The 14,677-nt window shown below is 77.3% G+C and carries 18 protein-coding genes and 1 riboswitch; of the genes, 7 read left to right on the plus strand and 11 right to left on the minus strand.

Annotation, left to right across the window (positions count from 1 at the left end; genetic code table 11):
• Window positions 1-88 precede the first annotated feature (88 nt).
• On the plus strand, window positions 89-523 hold the full coding sequence (locus tag ACI79B_RS15595) for a rhodanese-like domain-containing protein (RefSeq protein ID WP_456927818.1): 435 nt from the start codon (window positions 89-91) through the stop codon (window positions 521-523).
• Here ACI79B_RS15595 and ACI79B_RS15600 read toward each other — a convergent pair.
• The 3 genes from ACI79B_RS15600 to ACI79B_RS15610 all read right to left on the minus strand — a co-directional run bounded on the left by ACI79B_RS15600 (window position 507) and on the right by ACI79B_RS15610 (window position 2,495).
• The gene (locus ACI79B_RS15600; RefSeq protein WP_456927817.1) at window positions 507-1,082 is read right to left on the minus strand and encodes a GNAT family N-acetyltransferase; all 576 of its coding nucleotides are present in this window, start codon (window positions 1,080-1,082) and stop codon (window positions 507-509) included. The two genes, ACI79B_RS15595 and ACI79B_RS15600, sit on opposite strands and share 17 nt — an antisense overlap.
• Before the next feature lie 22 nt (window positions 1,083-1,104).
• A complete protein-coding gene (locus ACI79B_RS15605) occupies window positions 1,105-1,908 on the minus strand; it encodes an SDR family NAD(P)-dependent oxidoreductase (protein ID WP_456927816.1) in 804 nt (267 codons plus the stop codon).
• A 74-nt stretch (window positions 1,909-1,982) separates the two neighbouring features.
• Window positions 1,983-2,495 carry a VOC family protein gene (locus ACI79B_RS15610; protein WP_456927815.1) on the minus strand — a complete coding sequence of 171 codons (513 nt, stop codon included), beginning with the start codon at window positions 2,493-2,495 and terminating at the stop codon, window positions 1,983-1,985.
• A 119-nt stretch (window positions 2,496-2,614) separates the two neighbouring features.
• Between ACI79B_RS15610 and ACI79B_RS15615 the strand changes: the two genes are divergently transcribed.
• The 3 genes from ACI79B_RS15615 (at window position 2,615) to ACI79B_RS15625 (ending at window position 6,210) form a co-directional block, all read left to right on the plus strand.
• Window positions 2,615-4,075, plus strand: coding sequence for an aminotransferase class I/II-fold pyridoxal phosphate-dependent enzyme (locus ACI79B_RS15615; protein ID WP_456927814.1), 1,461 nt, complete (start codon window positions 2,615-2,617; stop codon window positions 4,073-4,075).
• Window positions 4,072-4,806 carry a Mut7-C RNAse domain-containing protein gene (locus tag ACI79B_RS15620; RefSeq protein WP_456927813.1) on the plus strand — a complete coding sequence of 245 codons (735 nt, stop codon included), beginning with the start codon at window positions 4,072-4,074 and terminating at the stop codon, window positions 4,804-4,806. The genes ACI79B_RS15615 and ACI79B_RS15620 overlap by 4 nt, the downstream gene beginning before the upstream one ends.
• A 111-nt stretch (window positions 4,807-4,917) precedes the next feature.
• Complete coding sequence (locus ACI79B_RS15625; RefSeq protein WP_456927812.1) at window positions 4,918-6,210, plus strand: Nramp family divalent metal transporter; 1,293 nt, start codon at window positions 4,918-4,920, stop codon at window positions 6,208-6,210.
• Window positions 6,211-6,223: 13 nt separating this feature from the next.
• Here ACI79B_RS15625 and ACI79B_RS15630 read toward each other — a convergent pair whose 3' ends face one another.
• The 8 genes from ACI79B_RS15630 to ACI79B_RS15665 all read right to left on the minus strand — a co-directional run bounded on the left by ACI79B_RS15630 (window position 6,224) and on the right by ACI79B_RS15665 (window position 11,886).
• A complete protein-coding gene (locus tag ACI79B_RS15630) occupies window positions 6,224-6,394 on the minus strand; it encodes a hypothetical protein (RefSeq protein ID WP_456927811.1) in 171 nt (56 codons plus the stop codon).
• A gap of 234 nt (window positions 6,395-6,628) precedes the next feature.
• Window positions 6,629-7,264 carry a class I SAM-dependent methyltransferase gene (locus ACI79B_RS15635; RefSeq protein ID WP_456927810.1) on the minus strand — a complete coding sequence of 212 codons (636 nt, stop codon included), beginning with the start codon at window positions 7,262-7,264 and terminating at the stop codon, window positions 6,629-6,631.
• 31 nt (window positions 7,265-7,295) lie between these two features.
• The gene (locus ACI79B_RS15640; RefSeq protein ID WP_456927809.1) at window positions 7,296-8,297 is read right to left on the minus strand and encodes a GNAT family N-acetyltransferase; all 1,002 of its coding nucleotides are present in this window, start codon (window positions 8,295-8,297) and stop codon (window positions 7,296-7,298) included.
• A gap of 49 nt (window positions 8,298-8,346) precedes the next feature.
• Window positions 8,347-9,153, minus strand: a complete 807-nt coding sequence (gene thiD, locus ACI79B_RS15645) for a bifunctional hydroxymethylpyrimidine kinase/phosphomethylpyrimidine kinase (RefSeq protein WP_456927808.1) — start codon at window positions 9,151-9,153, stop codon at window positions 8,347-8,349.
• 20 nt (window positions 9,154-9,173) lie between these two features.
• Window positions 9,174-9,809, minus strand: coding sequence for a thiamine phosphate synthase (gene thiE / locus ACI79B_RS15650; RefSeq protein WP_456927807.1), 636 nt, complete (start codon window positions 9,807-9,809; stop codon window positions 9,174-9,176).
• The gene (thiM, locus tag ACI79B_RS15655) at window positions 9,806-10,591 is read right to left on the minus strand and encodes a hydroxyethylthiazole kinase (RefSeq protein WP_456927806.1); all 786 of its coding nucleotides are present in this window, start codon (window positions 10,589-10,591) and stop codon (window positions 9,806-9,808) included. Before thiM ends, thiE begins: the two co-directional genes overlap by 4 nt.
• Window positions 10,584-10,680, minus strand: a riboswitch (TPP riboswitch). It overlaps the preceding gene by 8 nt.
• The gene (locus ACI79B_RS15660) at window positions 10,673-11,308 is read right to left on the minus strand and encodes a TenA family protein (RefSeq protein WP_456927805.1); all 636 of its coding nucleotides are present in this window, start codon (window positions 11,306-11,308) and stop codon (window positions 10,673-10,675) included. (Overlaps the previous riboswitch by 8 nt.)
• Window positions 11,305-11,886: a thiaminase II/PqqC family protein gene (locus tag ACI79B_RS15665; RefSeq protein ID WP_456927804.1), complete on the minus strand. Its 582-nt coding sequence runs from the start codon at window positions 11,884-11,886 to the stop codon at window positions 11,305-11,307. Before ACI79B_RS15665 ends, ACI79B_RS15660 begins: the two co-directional genes overlap by 4 nt.
• 134 nt (window positions 11,887-12,020) lie before the next feature.
• Between ACI79B_RS15665 and ACI79B_RS15670 the strand changes: the two genes are divergently transcribed.
• From ACI79B_RS15670 to thiS, 3 genes are read left to right on the plus strand one after another with little or no spacing between them, the layout of a single operon-like run.
• Window positions 12,021-13,352 carry a purine-cytosine permease family protein gene (locus ACI79B_RS15670; RefSeq protein WP_456927803.1) on the plus strand — a complete coding sequence of 444 codons (1,332 nt, stop codon included), beginning with the start codon at window positions 12,021-12,023 and terminating at the stop codon, window positions 13,350-13,352.
• Window positions 13,349-14,485, plus strand: coding sequence for a glycine oxidase ThiO (gene thiO, locus ACI79B_RS15675; RefSeq protein ID WP_456927802.1), 1,137 nt, complete (start codon window positions 13,349-13,351; stop codon window positions 14,483-14,485). The genes ACI79B_RS15670 and thiO overlap by 4 nt, the downstream gene beginning before the upstream one ends.
• Entirely contained in the window at window positions 14,476-14,676 is a 201-nt protein-coding gene (gene thiS, locus ACI79B_RS15680; protein WP_456927801.1) for a sulfur carrier protein ThiS, read from the plus strand. Before thiO ends, thiS begins: the two co-directional genes overlap by 10 nt.
• The last annotated feature ends 1 nt before the right edge of the window (window position 14,677 follow it).

A 14,677-nucleotide genomic window follows, 5' to 3' on the forward strand; every position in this document is an offset into this window, starting at 1 on the left:
GCCTTCCGCGCGCGGAAGGCGGGAAACCGACGCTCCGTGGCAGGCGGGGGCCTCGTCGGGGTGGGGACCGCGCCCCAAGATCCCCGGCATGGACTGGAGCACCGCCCCCGCCGAGGCCGCCGCCCACTTCGCCCGCCGGCTGGCCGTGGAGACCGACGTGTCCGACGTGCACGCCGCGCTGGAGTCCGGCGAGCCGGGCTTCGTGCTGCTCGACAGCCGCAGCCGGGAGGCGTGGGACCAGGGGCACGTGCCCGGCGCGGTGCACCTGCCCGGCCGGGAGGTCGCGGCGCGCGCGGAGGCCGAGCTGGACCGGTCCGTCCCGGTGGTGACCTACTGCTGGGGCCCGGGCTGCAACGGGGCCACCCGCGCGGCGCTGGCGCTGGCGCTGCTCGGCTTCCGGGTGCGGGAGATGATCGGCGGCTTCGAGTACTGGGCGCGGGAGGGGCTGCCGGTGGCGACCGCGGACGGCCTCACCCGCCCGGACGTCGACCCGCTGACCGCGCCGGTCAGCTGCGGGTGCTGAGGTCGGGGACGTCGTCGCCGGCCAGGCGGGCCCACAGCAGCTCGTCGTGCTTGACGCCGTCGCCGTAGCGGAACGAGCGGCGCAGCCGGCCCTCGAAGGTGAAGCCGGCCTTCTCCGCCACCCGGCCCGACGCCGGGTTCTCCACGGCGTGCACCAGCTCGACCCGGTCGACCGGCAGCGCGGCGAAGCCCCAGCGCAGGGCGGCGTCGACGGCGCGCGGCGCCACCCCGCGGCCGCGCGCGGCGGGCACCGTCCAGTAGCCGATCTCGGCGTCGCCCTGGTCCAGGTCGATGGAGTGCAGGTTCACCGAGCCGAGCAGCTCGCCGCCGGCGGCGTCGACGACGGCCCAGGCGGCGATCCGCCCGCTGCTCCAGTCGGCGCGGCGGGCCACCCAGATCCGCGCGTCCTCCAGCGTGGCCACCCGGCCCGGGTTGCTCCACACGGTCGTGGCCGGGTCGGTGAGGGCGGCGTGGACGGCCCCGGCGTCGCCGGCCCGCCACGGGCGCAGGCGCAGCGGGCCGGCGGGCACCTCGACGGGGGCGGGGACGACGTCGGTCACGCCCCCGATCGTGCCGGAGGGCTCAGTTCTCCCCGGAGCCCGGCTCGGCCATCTTCCGGTTGAGCTTGGCCGCCACGTTGCCCGGCGTGATCGCCGACAGCCGGCCCATCGCCTTGCTGGCCAGCGACCCGGCGAACACCGACGCCTCGCCCTTCATCAGGCCCTCGAAGCCCTGCCGGGCGACCTGCGCCGGGTCGTCCTTGGCGTCGGTGGCGCCCAGCCGGGTGTCGGTGAGGTCGCCACGGTCGAAGAACTCGGTGTCGGTGGGCCCGGGCAGCAGGGCGGTCACGCTGACCCCGCGGTCGGACAGCTCCTCGCGCAGCGACAGCGCCAGGTGCTGGGTGAACGCCTTGCTCGCGCCGTAGACGGCCTGGAACGGCTGGGGCGCCTGCGAGGCCACCGAGGAGGTGATGAGGATCCGGCCCTCGCCGCGGGCGGCCATGTCCTGCGCGACCGCCTTGCCGACGTGCACGGTCGAGCCGCAGTTGAGCGCGACGATCTCCAGCTCGCGCGCCAGGTCGGTGTCGGTGAACGCCCCGCCGACGCCGACGCCGGCGTTCAGCGCGGCGGCGGCCAGCGGGCGCCCGGAGCCGCGGACGGCCGCCACCAGCAGCTCGCAGCCGGCGTACTCCGAGAGGTCGGCGCGGACCGGCGAGACGTGCGCGCCCAGGCCCCGCAGCGTCTCGGCGGCGGCGTCCAGCTCGTCGTCCTCTGCCGCGATCACCAGGTCGAAGCCGTTCTCGGCGAACTGCTTGGCCAGCTCCAGGCCGATGCCGCTGGAGGCTCCGGTGACGAGGGCGAGGGGGCGGTCGGTGGGCAGGGTCACGGGGACTCCCGGGGTCGGTCGCGGCTGCGGTCGCCCTCGGTCATGCCCGATCCGGCGGGGGCCGACCCCTCTCCTCAGACCGGGCTGGAGACCCCGATCCCGCCGCGGGTGTCGCCGCCGTGGTGGGCGATCTCGGCGTCGAGGTCCAGTGGGCGGATCGTCATGGCCTGCGCGCGGACGTCGTCGGTGATCCGGTCGGCCGGGAGCAGCCAGGAGACCTCGAACTCCAGACCGTCGGGGTCCTGGGCGTAGAGGGCCTTGGTGGTGGCGTGGTCGGAGGCACCGACCAGCGCCCCGGCGGCGGCCAGCGCGTCGCGGACCCGGGCCAGCTCGGCGAGGGTGTCCACCTCCCAGGCGAGGTGGTAGAGCCCGACGGTCGCGCGGCCGGCCCGCGACGGCCCGGCGCCGGCGCCGGCGGCGAACAGGCCGAGGTCGTGGTCGTTGGTCGACCCCTCGGCCTGCAGGAACACCGCCCGGCCGGGGATCTCCGCCTTCACCCGGAAGCCCAGCACGTCGCGGTAGAAGGCGGTGCTGCGCTCGACGTCGTGGACGTAGAGGACGGCGTGGTTGAGGCGCTGGACCGGCATCGCGGCCTCCTGTTCCGGGAGCACGTGTGCACTTCCGCGGAAGTGCACACCCAGTGTCGCCCGGGATCGATGAACGTTCAAGCAGTTGCACGCCGGGACGACGGGGTAGTGGGCCCGCCATGGACCACTCACGCGCCCCCGTCCTCGAGGCCCTGGAGGAGTTCCGCCGCCGCGGCGACGTCGTCTACGGCCCGCCCGGGCACAAGCAGGGCCGCGGGGTGGACCCGCGGGTGCTGGAGGTCGTCGGCGCCGACGTCTTCCGCAGCGACGTCCTGTCGCTCAACGGGCTCGACGACCGGCGCGAGTCGCAGGGCGTGGTCACCCAGGCCGAGGACCTCATGGCCGACGCCGTCGACGCCGACCGGGCGTTCTTCTCCACCTGCGGCAGCTCGCTGTCGGTCAAGAGCGCGATGATCTCCGTGGCCGGGCCGGGCGAGACCATGCTGGTCAGCCGCAACGCGCACAAGTCGGTGATCGCGGGGCTGATCATCAGCGGCATCCGGCCGGTCTGGGTGCACCCGCACTTCGACGCCGAGCGGCAGCTGGCCCACCCGCCGGAGCCCGAGGACGTCCGGCGCGCGCTCGACGCCCACCCCGAGGCCGAGGGCATGCTGCTCATCACCCCGACCGACTGGGGCACCTGCGCCGACATCGCCGGCGTCGCCGAGGTGCTGCACGAGCGGGACCTGCCGCTCATCGTGGACGAGGCCTGGGGCGCCCACCTGCCCTTCCACCCCGACCTGCCGGCCTGGGGCATGGACGCCGGCGCCGACGTCGTCGTCACCAGCGTGCACAAGATGGGCGGGGCGGTCGAGCAGTCCTCGGTCTTCCACCTCCGCGGCGACCGGGTGGACCCGGACGTGCTCGAGCAGCGCGAGGACCTGCTCGGGACGACGAGCTCCTCGGCGCTGGTCTACCTGACCCTCGACGGCTGGCGGCGGCAGATGGTCGAGCACGGCCGCGAGCTGCTGGGCGCGGCGATCGAGCGGGCCGGCCGGGTCGCCGAGCGGATCCGGGAGCTGCCCGGGGTGCGCTTGACGGGCCGCGAGGTGGTCGGCCCCGGGATGGCCTTCGACCTCGACCCGCTGGTGCTCACGATCGACGTCCGGGAGCTGGGGATCACCGGCTACCAGGCCGGCGACTGGCTGCGCACCGAGCGGCACGTCGACGTCGGCTCCGCCGACGCCTGCCGGATCAGCGCCCGCCTCACCCACGCCGACGACGACGCGACCGAGCGGACGCTGGTCGAGGCGCTGCGCGCGCTGGTCGACGGCGCGGGCTCCACGGAGCGACCGCCCCGGGTGGAGCTGCCCGAGCCGCGCGCCCTGGAGCTGGAGAACGCGATGACCCCGCGGGACGCCTTCTTCGGCCGCGTCGAGCAGGTGCCGATCGCGGAGGCGGCCGGCCGCGTCGTCGCCGAGCTGGTCAGCCCCTACCCGCCGGGCGTGCCGGTGCTCGCGCCGGGCGAGCGGGTCAGCCAGGAGGCGCTGGACTACCTGACCAGCGGGGTCGAGGCCGGGATGCTCGTGCCGGACGCGGCCGACCCGACGATGAAGAGCCTGCGGGTCGTCATCGAGTGAGTGGCCCGACGATCACGGTCGCGGTCGACGACGCCCTGCGCCCGCTCCTGCCGGCGCGGGACCGGGCGTCGGGCCGGCGGGTGCTCGCCGCCGACCCGGACGCGACCGCGGCCCACCTGGTGCAGGCCGCCGGCGTCCCGCTGACCGAGGTGGGCGAGCTGCTGGTCGACGGCGTCCCCCTGCCCCGGGACGCCCGGCCGCCCCCCGGCGCGACCGTCGTCGTGCGCCCCGCGCCGCGGCCGCAGCCGCTGCCGCCCGGCGGCTTCCTGCTCGACGTCGGGCTGGGCGCCCTGGCCCGGCGGATGCGGCTGCTGGGCCTGGACGCCGCGTGGTCGCCGGAGGCCCGCGCCCCGGACGCCGACGACGCCGAGCTGGTCGCGGCCGCCGTCGCCGAGGACCGGGTGCTGCTCACCCAGGACCGCGCGCTGCTCATGCGCCGCGCGCTGCCCGCGGGCGCGTGGGTGCGCGGCACGTCGCCGGACGAGCAGCTCGCCGACGTCCTCGACCGCTTCCGCCCGCCGCTGGCGCCGCTCACCCGCTGCCCGGCCTGCAACGGCGTGCCGGTCGCCGTCGACGCCGCCGAGGTGGCCGGCGAGCTGGAGCCGGGCACCCGGCGCACCGCGACCGAGTTCTCCCGCTGCCCGCGCTGCGGCCGCGTCTACTGGCGCGGGGCGCACGCCCGCCGGATCGATGCCCTCGTGGAGCGCGCGCGGCGGCTCACCGCCGGGTGACCCAGGACAGCCTCACCTCGGCCCGTGAGGGCCACGTCCTGGCCCCACCGTGACACCCCGGGTGGGCAGTGCGGGGGGCAGGAACCCCGTCCCGTCCCCTGCGAGGCCCCCGTGTACCTGTCGAAGACCGAGGCCGCCGTCCTGCCGACGACGCTCGTCGGCACCCCCAAGACGCCCCCGCCGGCCGCCACCGGGCGCCGGCGGGTCTGGCCGCTGCTCGGCCCGGCCTTCGTCGCCGCCGTGGCCTACGTCGACCCCGGCAACTTCGCCACCAACTTCTCCGGCGGCGCCTCGTTCGGCTACACGCTGCTGTGGGTGATCGTCGCGGCCAACCTCATGGCGATGCTCATCCAGAGCCTCACCGCCAAGCTGGGCCTGGCCACCGGCCGCGACCTCGCCACCAACTGCCGCGAGCGGCTGCCCCGCCCGGTCACCTGGGGGCTGTGGCTGCAGGCCGAGGCGGTCGCCATCGCCACCGACCTGGCCGAGATCGTCGGCGGCGCGGTGGCGCTGAACCTGCTGTTCGGGGTGCCGCTGCCGATCGGCGGGGTCATCACCGCCGTCGTCGCCTTCGTCCTGCTCGGCGCCCAGTCGCGGGGGCACCGGCCGTTCGAGCGGGTCATCACCGGGTTGCTGCTGGTGATCGGGCTGGGCTTCGGCTACACGCTGGTCGGGTCGGGGGTCGACGTCGGCGGGCTGGCCGGCGGCATGGTGCCCTCCTTCGACGGCCCGGAGAGCCTCGTGCTGGCCGCGGGCATCCTCGGCGCCACGGTCATGCCGCACGTCATCTACGTGCACTCCGCGCTGACCCCGGGCCGCTACGGCGACGTCGTCACCGCCGGGCGGACCGAGCAGGGACGGCGCCGGCTGCTGCGGGCCCAGCGGATCGACGTCCTGGTCGCGATGGGGCTGGCCGGGCTGGTCAACGCGGCCATGCTGGTCATCGCCGCGCAGCTGTTCACCGCCGACGACGGCATCGCGTCGCTGGAGAGCGTGCACGCGGGCCTCGGCGACCAGCTCGGCACCGGCGCGGCACTGGCCTTCGCCGTCGCGTTGCTGGCCAGCGGGTTCGCCTCCTCCTCGGTGGGCACGCACGCCGGCCAGGTCGTGATGGCCGGGTTCCTCAAGCGGCACGTCCCGGTGCTGGTCCGCCGGCTGGTCACCCTGGCCCCGGCGCTCGCGGTGCTCGTCCTCGGCGGCGACCCGACGACGGCGCTGGTCTGGTCGCAGGTCGTGCTCAGCTTCGGCATCCCGTTCGCGCTGGTGCCGCTGCTGTGGCTGACCAGCCGCCGCGACCTCATGGGCGGCTGGGTGAACCGGCGGGTGACCACGGTGGCGGGCTCGGTGGTCGCGCTGCTGATCATCGGCCTCAACGCCCACCTGCTGGTGGGTCTGGTCCTCTGACCGGCCGCGCCCCTCAGGCGGGTTCGGGGACGCCGCCGGGGTCCCCGCCGGGGTCGTCCGGCGTCGGCTCGACCGGCGCCGGCGGCAGGGGTTCCGGCGCGTCGGGGAGCAGCTCGCCCGGGTCGTCGGGGACGGGCTCGGTCGGGTCGAGGAGCGGGTCCGGCTCGGGGATGGGCGCGACCATCCCCCGAGTCAACCAGCGGCTCCCCGTTCCGCGCGACGGGCGGCGGCGAGGTCGGCGGTGGCCCGGACGTCGTCGGCGATCGCCGGCCACAGGGCACGGGGCAGCTCGTGGCCCATCCCGGCGTGGACGACGAGGCGGCTCCCTGCGTGCTCGGGCAGCAGCGCGACGTCGAGGACGCGCTGACCGTCGTCGGCTGCCGGCTGGACCGGCTGTTCGGCCCGCGCCGGGGACTGATCAGGCGAGCGCCGTCCCCAGCACGTGCGGGCTCGGGGGGAGGCGGACGGCCGTCGGCGGGAAGTCGAAGCGCCGCACCCGCCGCACGGTGAAGCCCGCCCGCTCGATGTCGGCGACCTGGTCGGTGGCGGTGTGGCAGCCCGCGGCGAGCAGCGGCCACACGGTGGCGTCGACCAGGCGCTGCACCCGCCGCAGCCGGCGGTCCTCCGCGACGGTGTGCTCGAGGAACCGCAGCTCCCCGCCGGGACCCAGCACCCGGCGCAGCTCGCCCAGCGCCTGCGCCCGCTCCCGGATGCTGCACAGGACCAGGCACAGCACGCCGACGTCGGCGGCGCCGTCGGGCAGCGGCAACGCGTCGGCCGTGCCGGCGTGCACCTCGACGGGGACGTCGGCCGTCTCCGCCTCCCGCTCGGCCGCGGCCCGCAGCCGCGGCTCGGGCTCGACCGCGACGACGCGGGTGACCGCCGGCGGGTAGTGGCGGAAGTTCAGCCCGTTGCCGCAGCCGACCTCGACCACCACGCCGGACAGCCCGCGGAGCAGCTCGCGGCGGAGGTCGGCCATGCCGGCGTCCTCGATCCGCCGGCTCATCCGCTCGTAGAACCGGCTGAAGACGGGGTGGGGGCGGTCGGTCGCCATGTGGCACGGTCCCGGCACCGCCGCGGCCGCGTCAAGCGGGCAGGCGGGTCGACCAGGTGGACAGCCCGCCCGCGGGCCGGAAGCCGAGCGCCTCGTTGACCGCGACCATCGGGCGGTTGGTGTCGGAGTTGTACGTGCTGATCCGCCGCACCTGCGGCAGCGTCGCGGCGAGCTCGCGCAGGACCGCGACCTTGATGCGGGCGCCGAGGCGGTGCCCGCGGTGCTCGCGCAGCACGAGCGTGCCGCCCTGGTGGGCCCGCTCCGGCTGCGCGAGGGGGACGTGCAGGTCGGTGAAGGCGACCAGCCGGCCGTTCCGCAGCGCACCGGCCGACAGGACGCTGCGGCCGCGGTCCAGGACGACGGTCTCCTGCTCGCGGACCCGGGCGGCGTCCCACTCCTCCTCGCCGACCGGCACGTCCCCGCTCGGCGCGTCCGTCGACATCCGGCGGCTGAGCAGCGCCCGGTCCTCGAGCAGCTCGTCCGGCGTCCGGTCCCGCCAGGTGCGCACCTCGTAGCCCGCGCTCGCGGCGGCCGCCTCGGCCTCCAGGGCCACCAGCCGGTCCTCGTCCACGGGCAGCAGCAGGTCCCGGCGGGTCTCCTGCAGACCGCAGGCCCACCCGTGCGCCCGCGCGAAGGCGCGGCCGGCCGTGCCCGGCCCGGGCTCGTCGACCTCGGCCACCAGCGACGAGCGCCCGGCCGCCGCGGCCAGGCGTGTCCCCTCCGCCAGCAGCGCGGTACCGACGCCGCGCCGGCGGGCGGCGGGGTGCACGGCGACGTCGACGTGCGCCACCGAGGTGTTGTCGCGCACCGGCAGCAGCAGACGCAGGGCGCCGACGACGGCCCCGTCGGCGAGCGCGGCCCGGTGGGTGCCCGACATCGCGCCGCCCGGGGTGGTCAGCCGCCGCGCCAGCGCGACGTGGTCGCTCGCCGGGCGCGGGGCCTCGCCGGGACGGTCGGCGCGCTCGGCCGCCGCCCACACCGCGCACCAGGCGGCGAACCGGGCGTCGTCCGGGCCGGTCCGCACGATCTCCACCCGTCCGTCGTACCCCCCGTCGCAACGGGATTCCGGCGGACGGCGGGGCTCAGGCGGGCCAGGTGCCGGCGAAGTGGTGCACCGGGCCGTGGCCGGAGCCGATGCCCAGCGACTCCCCCGCCTCCAGCATCCGCTGGAGGTGGTCGCGGGCCTGCTCGACCACCGGCTCCCACCGCCCCGGCCCGCCGACGCCGCGGGCCACCAGCGCCGCGATCGCCGAGGACAGCGTGCAGCCGGTGCCGTGCGTCGCGGTGGTGTCGACCCGCGGCCGCCGGGTGACGACGACGCCGTCAGCGGTGGCCAGGACGTCGACGCTCTCCGCCCCGCCGAGGTGCCCGCCCTTGGCCAGCACCGCGCCGGGCCCGAGCTCCAGCAGCGCCTCCGCCTGCGCGGCGAGCTCGTCGACCGACGTCGCGGGCGCGGTGTCCAGCAGCGCGGCGGCCTCGGGCACGTTCGGGGTGACCAGCTCGGCCACCGGCAGCAGCTCGCTGCGGACCGCGGCGACCGCGTCGTCGTCGACCAGCCGGTCGCCGCTGGTGGCGACCATGACCGGGTCGACGACGAGCGGCCCGGCGGCGCGGCCGGCCAGCGCGGCGGCGACCTCGCGGACGACGTCGGCGGTGCCGAGCATGCCGGTCTTGGCCGCGTGCACGGTCACGTCGTCGAGCAGGGTGCGGACCTGCTCGCCCACGAACGCCCCGGGCACGGGGTGCACGCCGGTGACGCCGCGGGTGTTCTGCGCGGTCAGCGCGGTGAGCACGGCGGTGCCGTAGACGCCGAGCGCGCTGAACGTCTTGAGGTCGGCCTGGATGCCGGCGCCGCCGCTGGGGTCGCTGCCGGCGACGGTCAGCGCCACGGGCACCCCCGCCCGGCCGGTCACCGGGCCGCCCGCAGGGCCCGGGCCGCGGCGGCCGGGTCGGGCGCGGCGCACACCGCCGAGACCACGCAGATCCCGTCCACGCCGGCGACCAGCGGCGCCCGCTCGACGTCGATGCCGCCGATCGCCACCGACCGCAGCCCGCCGGCCGCCGCCTTCGCCGCCAGCGCGGCCACCCCCTCGGGCCCGAGGCCGGTGCCGGCGTCGGGCTTGGTGGGGGTGGTCCAGACCGGCCCGATGCCGACGACGTCCACGGTGCCCGGCGGCAGCGCCAGCGCGACGGCCAGCTCGTCGTCGGACCCGGCCGACAGGCCCAGCAGCCGGTCGGGGCCGATCCGCGCGCGGACCTCCGCGGCCGGGGTGTCGTCCTGGCCGACGTGCACGCCGTCGGCGCCGGCCATCAGGGCGACCTCGACGTCGTCGTTGACGAACAGCGCCACGCCCGTGCCGGCCAGGACCTCCTTGACCGCCAGCGTCAGCGCGTACAGCTGCCGGCACGACGCCGTCTTGTCCCGGACCTGCACCGCGGTCACCCCGCCGGCCACCGCGGCCCGGACGACGTCGGGCACGCCGCGGGGCCCGGCCAGCGCGGTGTCGGTGACCAGGTAGAGCGTCGGGTCGAGGGCCGGCCTCACCGGGTCACCTCCGCGGCCGACAGGTCGGGAACCGCGTCGAGCGCGTCGAGCCACAGCGGGGCGAAGGTGCCCGGCCCGGCAGCGGCGGCGGCCGCGGCCTCGGCGGCCAGCGCGACGTGGGCGTGCGCGGCGACGGCGCCGGTCAGCGGGTCGTCGGTGACGGCGACGTAGGCCGCGACCAGGGCGCCCAGGGCGCAGCCGGCGCCGGTGGTGCGGGTGAGCAGGACCGAGCCGCCGCCCACCCGGACGGTGCGGGTGCCGTCGGTGACGACGTCGACCTCGCCGCTGACGGCGACCACTCCCCCGGTGCGCCCGGCCAGCGCGACGGCGGCGTCGAGCGCCTCGTCGGCCTTGTTCGTCGAGTCGACGCCGCGGCCGCCGGTCCCGGCGCCGGCCAGCGCCATGACCTCGGAGGCGTTGCCGCGGACGACGGCCGGGCGCGACTCCAGCAGCTCGGCGGCGAGCCCGGTGCGGTAGGGCAGCGCGCCGACGGCGACCGGGTCGAGCACCCACGGCGTGCCGGCGGCCGCGGCCGAGCGGGCGGCCAGCCGCATCGCCTCGGCGGTGCGCTGGTTGACGGTGCCGACGTTCACCAGCACCGCGGAGGCCACGGCCGCGAACCCCTCGGCCTCCAGCGGCTCGTCGACCATCGCCGGGGCGGCGCCGACGGCGAGCAGCGCGTTCGCCGTCAGCGTCTGCACGACGGTGTTGGTCAGGCAGTGCACCAGCGGTGCGGCGCCCGTCAGCGCCTGACGGGCAGCGGTCAGAGCAGCGGCATCCACGCCGTGACATCCCTTCGCCAGCATGACCTGGACAGGTTCGACGGGTGTGTTCTCAGCCCGCCGGACGGCGGACACCCCGAGTCACTGCCCGCCGACGCTACCCCCGGTTCGCCAGGCGCTGTCGAAGAAGGCCAGCTCGAGCTCCATCGCCCGCCGGTAGGCCCGGCGCACGGCCGGGGTGTCGGCGGCCAGCCGGTCCAGCAGCGCCTCGAGCGTGGCGGCGAGCTCCTCGAAGCCCGGGTCGGCGTAGGTGTCGACCCACTCCCGGTAGGGCCCTGTTGCACGTGGAACCAGCGCCCGGCCCAGGTGCGCGTAGAGCCGCATGCACGGCGTCATCGCGGCAGCCACCTCGCCGACGTCGCCGAGCGCGGCCGTGGCCAGCAGGAACTCGGTGTAGGCGAGCGTCGCCGGGGCGGGGGTGACGGCGGCCAGGTCGATGCCCCAGCGGGCGGCGTAGCCGTCGTGCAGTCGCAGCTCCTCCCGGACGCCGGCCAGCAGGTCGGCGAAGGACTCCAGCGTCGCCCGGTCGCGGCTGTGCGCCACCCCGAGCGCGTAGGCGCGGGCGAAGGCCTCAAGGAAGAACGCGTCCTGGGCGACGTACCCGGCGAACCGCTCGCGCGGCAGCGTGCCGTCGGCGATCCCGGTGACGAACGGGTGCTCCCGCGCGGCGGCGGCGAGGTCGGCGCTGCCCGCCCAGAGGTCCGCCGCGAGGGTCACGCGTCCAGCGCCATCTGCCAGAACGCGGTCTCCGCGGCGACCACCTCGAGGAAGACGGAGTCGGGCGCCCCGCCGGCCACCGCCTCCAGCCCGGCCACGTACCCGGCGAAGCCCGGCGCCGTCCAGTGCTCGACGAACTCCCGGTACGGCTCCGCGCCCGGCCGGGCGGCCGACCACGCGTCCAGGTAGGTCCGCTCGATCGTCCACAGCGCGGTCAGCGCGGTGGGCAGGTCGGCGGCGTCGAGCCGGTACAGCAGGTCCCCGTAGGCGATGGTGGCCGGCAGCTGCGGGGCGTCGAGGTCCAGCCCGCGGGCGGCGGCCTGCTCCGCGAACCAGTCCAGCTCCGCGACCAGCGCCACGCACCCCGCGGCGAGCACCCCCTGCGCCGCGCGGGGGGCCCGGGCCAGCAGCCGCGCCTGGAAGCGCAGCAGGTCGGCGACGAAGTACGCGTCCTGCACCAGCCAGGTGTCGAAGGCGGCCGGCGGCAGCGTGCCGTCGCGGACGGCGTCGAGGAACGGGTGGCGGGTGGCTCGGCCCCAGGCGTCGGCGTGGCGGGCGAGCAGGTCGGCGACCGGCACGGCGCCCGACCCTACGGGGTGGCTATGGTGGCGCCGCCATGTGCGGGAGCTCGGGGCAACCGGGCTGAGAGGGCGGCTGAGCGCGCCGCCGACCGCTGGAACCTGACCGGGTAATGCCGGCGTAGGGAGCGACCATGAGCACGGCGGACCCTGTCCGTACCGACGCCGTCCGTACGGCTGACGCACCCCTCACCCTCGACCAGGCGCCCCCGCGCACGCTGGGCCTGGCCGCCAACCTCGGCCTGTGGGCCAACCTCGGCGTCAGCCTGCTGCTGCCGGTGGCGGCGGTGTTCGTCGTCCTGCCGGGGCGGTCGCTGGCGGTCACGCTCACCGCGGTCGTCGTCGGCGCCGTGCTCGGGTCGGCGCTGCTCGGGCTGGTCGCCGCCGCCGGCGCGCGGGAGGCCGTGCCCGGGATGGTGCTGCTGCGCGGGCTGCTCGGCCGGCGCACCTCCTGGCTGCCCACGGCGTTCAACCTCGTGCAGTGCGTCGGCTGGGCGACGTTCGAGATCGTGGTCATCGCCGAGGCCGCCGCCCGGGTGCTGGACGCGCCGCGCTGGCCGTTCGTCGTCGCCGCCGGGGTGCTGGCCACCGCGATGGCGCTGCGGCCCCTCGGCGTCGTGCGGGTGCTCGCCCGGTACGCCGTCTGGGCCGCGCTGGCCGCGGTCGCCTACCTGTTCGTGCAGGTCCTGGCCGAGCCGCTGCCGCCGCTGGAGGGCGGCGGGGCGACGTCGTTCTGGACCGCCGCCGACATCGTCATCGCACTGCCGGTGTCCTGGCTGCCGCTGGCCGCCGACTACACCCGCCACGCCCGCAGCGCCCGCGCCGCCGGCGTCGGGTCGGCGGTGGGCTACGGCGCCGCCACCGTCGTGATGTTCACCCTCGGCGTGCTGGCGCTGGCCGCCTACGGCAGCGCGGGCATCGACGTCATCGGCGCGCTGCTGGCCGTCCCGCTGGGCGCCGTCGCCGTGCTGGTGCTGGTCGCCGTCGAGCTCGACGAGGCGTTCGCCAACCTCTACTCGACGGCGGTGTCGGCGCAGAACGTCGTCGCGCGGCTGGACCGGCGGGTGCTCGCCGTCGTCGTGGGTGCGGTCGCGACGCTGCTCGCGCTGACCTTCGACGTCGCCGCCTACGAGCCGTTCCTCTTCCTCATCGGCGCGGTGTTCGTGCCGCTGGCCGGGGTGCTGATCGTGGCCTACTGGCTGACCCCGCGCGGGCGCTGGGACACCTCCGACGCCGCGCCCGCCCGGCCGCTGTACCTGCTGCCGTGGGCCGCCGGGTTCGTCGCCTACCAGCTGACCCTGCCCACGTACTTCCCCGGCCCGGGGGCGGGCTGGACGGCGTGGTGGGGCGCGCGGCAGGCCGGCCTCGGCATCGACCCGGCCAACGGCTGGTCGGCGTCGCTGGTGGGGCTGGCCGTGGCCGTCGTGCTCACCGTGCCGCTCGTGCTGGCCGGCCGCCGGCGGTGACCGACGTCGCCGTCGCGGGAGGCGGCCTGGTCGGGCTCGCGGTGGCCTGGCGGGCCGCCCGCCGCGGGCTGTCGGTGACCGTCGTCGACGACGCCCCGGGCAGCGGCGCCTCCGCCGCGGCGGCCGGGATGCTCGCGCCGGTCACCGAGGCCGGCTACCGCGAGGAGCCGCTGCTGCGGCTGGGCCTGCACTCCCTCGCCCGCTGGCCGGCGTTCGCCGCCGAGCTCGAGGCGGCCGCCGGGGCGCCGGTCGGGCTGCGCACCGCGGGCACGCTGGTGGTCGGGTTCGACGAGGACGACGTCCGCGAGCTCGACGCGCTGCACGCCTTCCAGACCGAGCTCGGCCTGGCCGCGCGGCGGCTGACCCCGCGCGAGGCCCGCCGCCGCGAGCCGGCGCTGGCCACCCGCGCGCGCGGCGGGCTGCTGGTCGAGGGCGACCACTCGGTGGACGGGCGGGCGGTGCACGCCGCGCTGCTGGCCGCGGCGGCGTCGGCGGGGGTGACCCTGCTGCGCGACCGGGTGGCGGAGGTCGTCGTCGACGGCGGCCGCGCGGCCGGCCTGCGGCTGGCGTCCGGGGACGTGCTCGCCGCCGGCGCCACGGTGCTCGCGCTCGGCGCGCGCAGCGGGCGGCTGCCCGGCGTCCCGGAGCTGCCGGTGCGCCCGGTCAAGGGCCAGGTCCTGCGGCTGGCCGGCGCGGCCGGGCTGCTCGAGGGCACCGTGCGGGCGCTGGTCCGCGGCCGGCCCGTGTACCTCGTCCCCTACGCCGGCGACCGGCTGGTCGTGGGCGCCACCAGCGAGGACCGCGGCTTCGACGCCCGGGTCACCGCCGGCGGCGTGCACGACCTGCTGCACGACGCGATCGACGTCGTCCCGGAGGTCTCGGAGCTGGAGCTGACCGAGACGCTGGCCCGCTGGCGGCCGGGGACGCCGGACAACGCGCCGCTGCTCGGGCCCTCGTCGCTGCCCGGGCTGGTCCTGGCCACCGGCCACCACCGCAACGGCGTGCTGCTCACCCCGGTGACCGCCGAGGCCACCGCCGAGCTGCTGGCCACCGGCGCCCTGCCCGCGGTGGCCGCCCCGTTCACCGCCGACCGCTTCCGGATCGGACCTCCGAGGAGGACGCAGTGCAGCTGACCGTCAACGGCGCCCCGGCCGACCTGGCCGAGGGCGCCACCGTGGCCGACCTCGTCGCCCAGCGCGCCGCGGGCCACGACCGCGTCGCCGTCGCCCGCAACGGCGACGTCGTCCCGCGCAGCAGCTGGGCGCAGACCCCGCTGGCCCCCGGCGACGCCGTCGAGGTGCTCGCCCCGACCGCAGGAGGCTGAC

It is taken from the genome of Geodermatophilus sp. SYSU D00879 (assembly GCF_054050375.1).

Coding starts and splice junctions, on each gene's coding strand:
- ACI79B_RS15595 (WP_456927818.1), top strand. CDS start 89: ATGGACTGGAGCACCGCCCCCGCCGAGGCCGCCGCCCACTTCGCCCGC.
- ACI79B_RS15670 (WP_456927803.1), top strand. CDS start 12,021: ATGAGCACGGCGGACCCTGTCCGTACCGACGCCGTCCGTACGGCTGAC.
- ACI79B_RS15630 (WP_456927811.1), bottom strand. CDS start 6,394: ATGGTCGCGCCCATCCCCGAGCCGGACCCGCTCCTCGACCCGACCGAG.
- ACI79B_RS15615 (WP_456927814.1), top strand. CDS start 2,615: ATGGACCACTCACGCGCCCCCGTCCTCGAGGCCCTGGAGGAGTTCCGC.
- ACI79B_RS15610 (WP_456927815.1), bottom strand. CDS start 2,495: ATGCCGGTCCAGCGCCTCAACCACGCCGTCCTCTACGTCCACGACGTC.
- ACI79B_RS15635 (WP_456927810.1), bottom strand. CDS start 7,264: ATGGCGACCGACCGCCCCCACCCCGTCTTCAGCCGGTTCTACGAGCGG.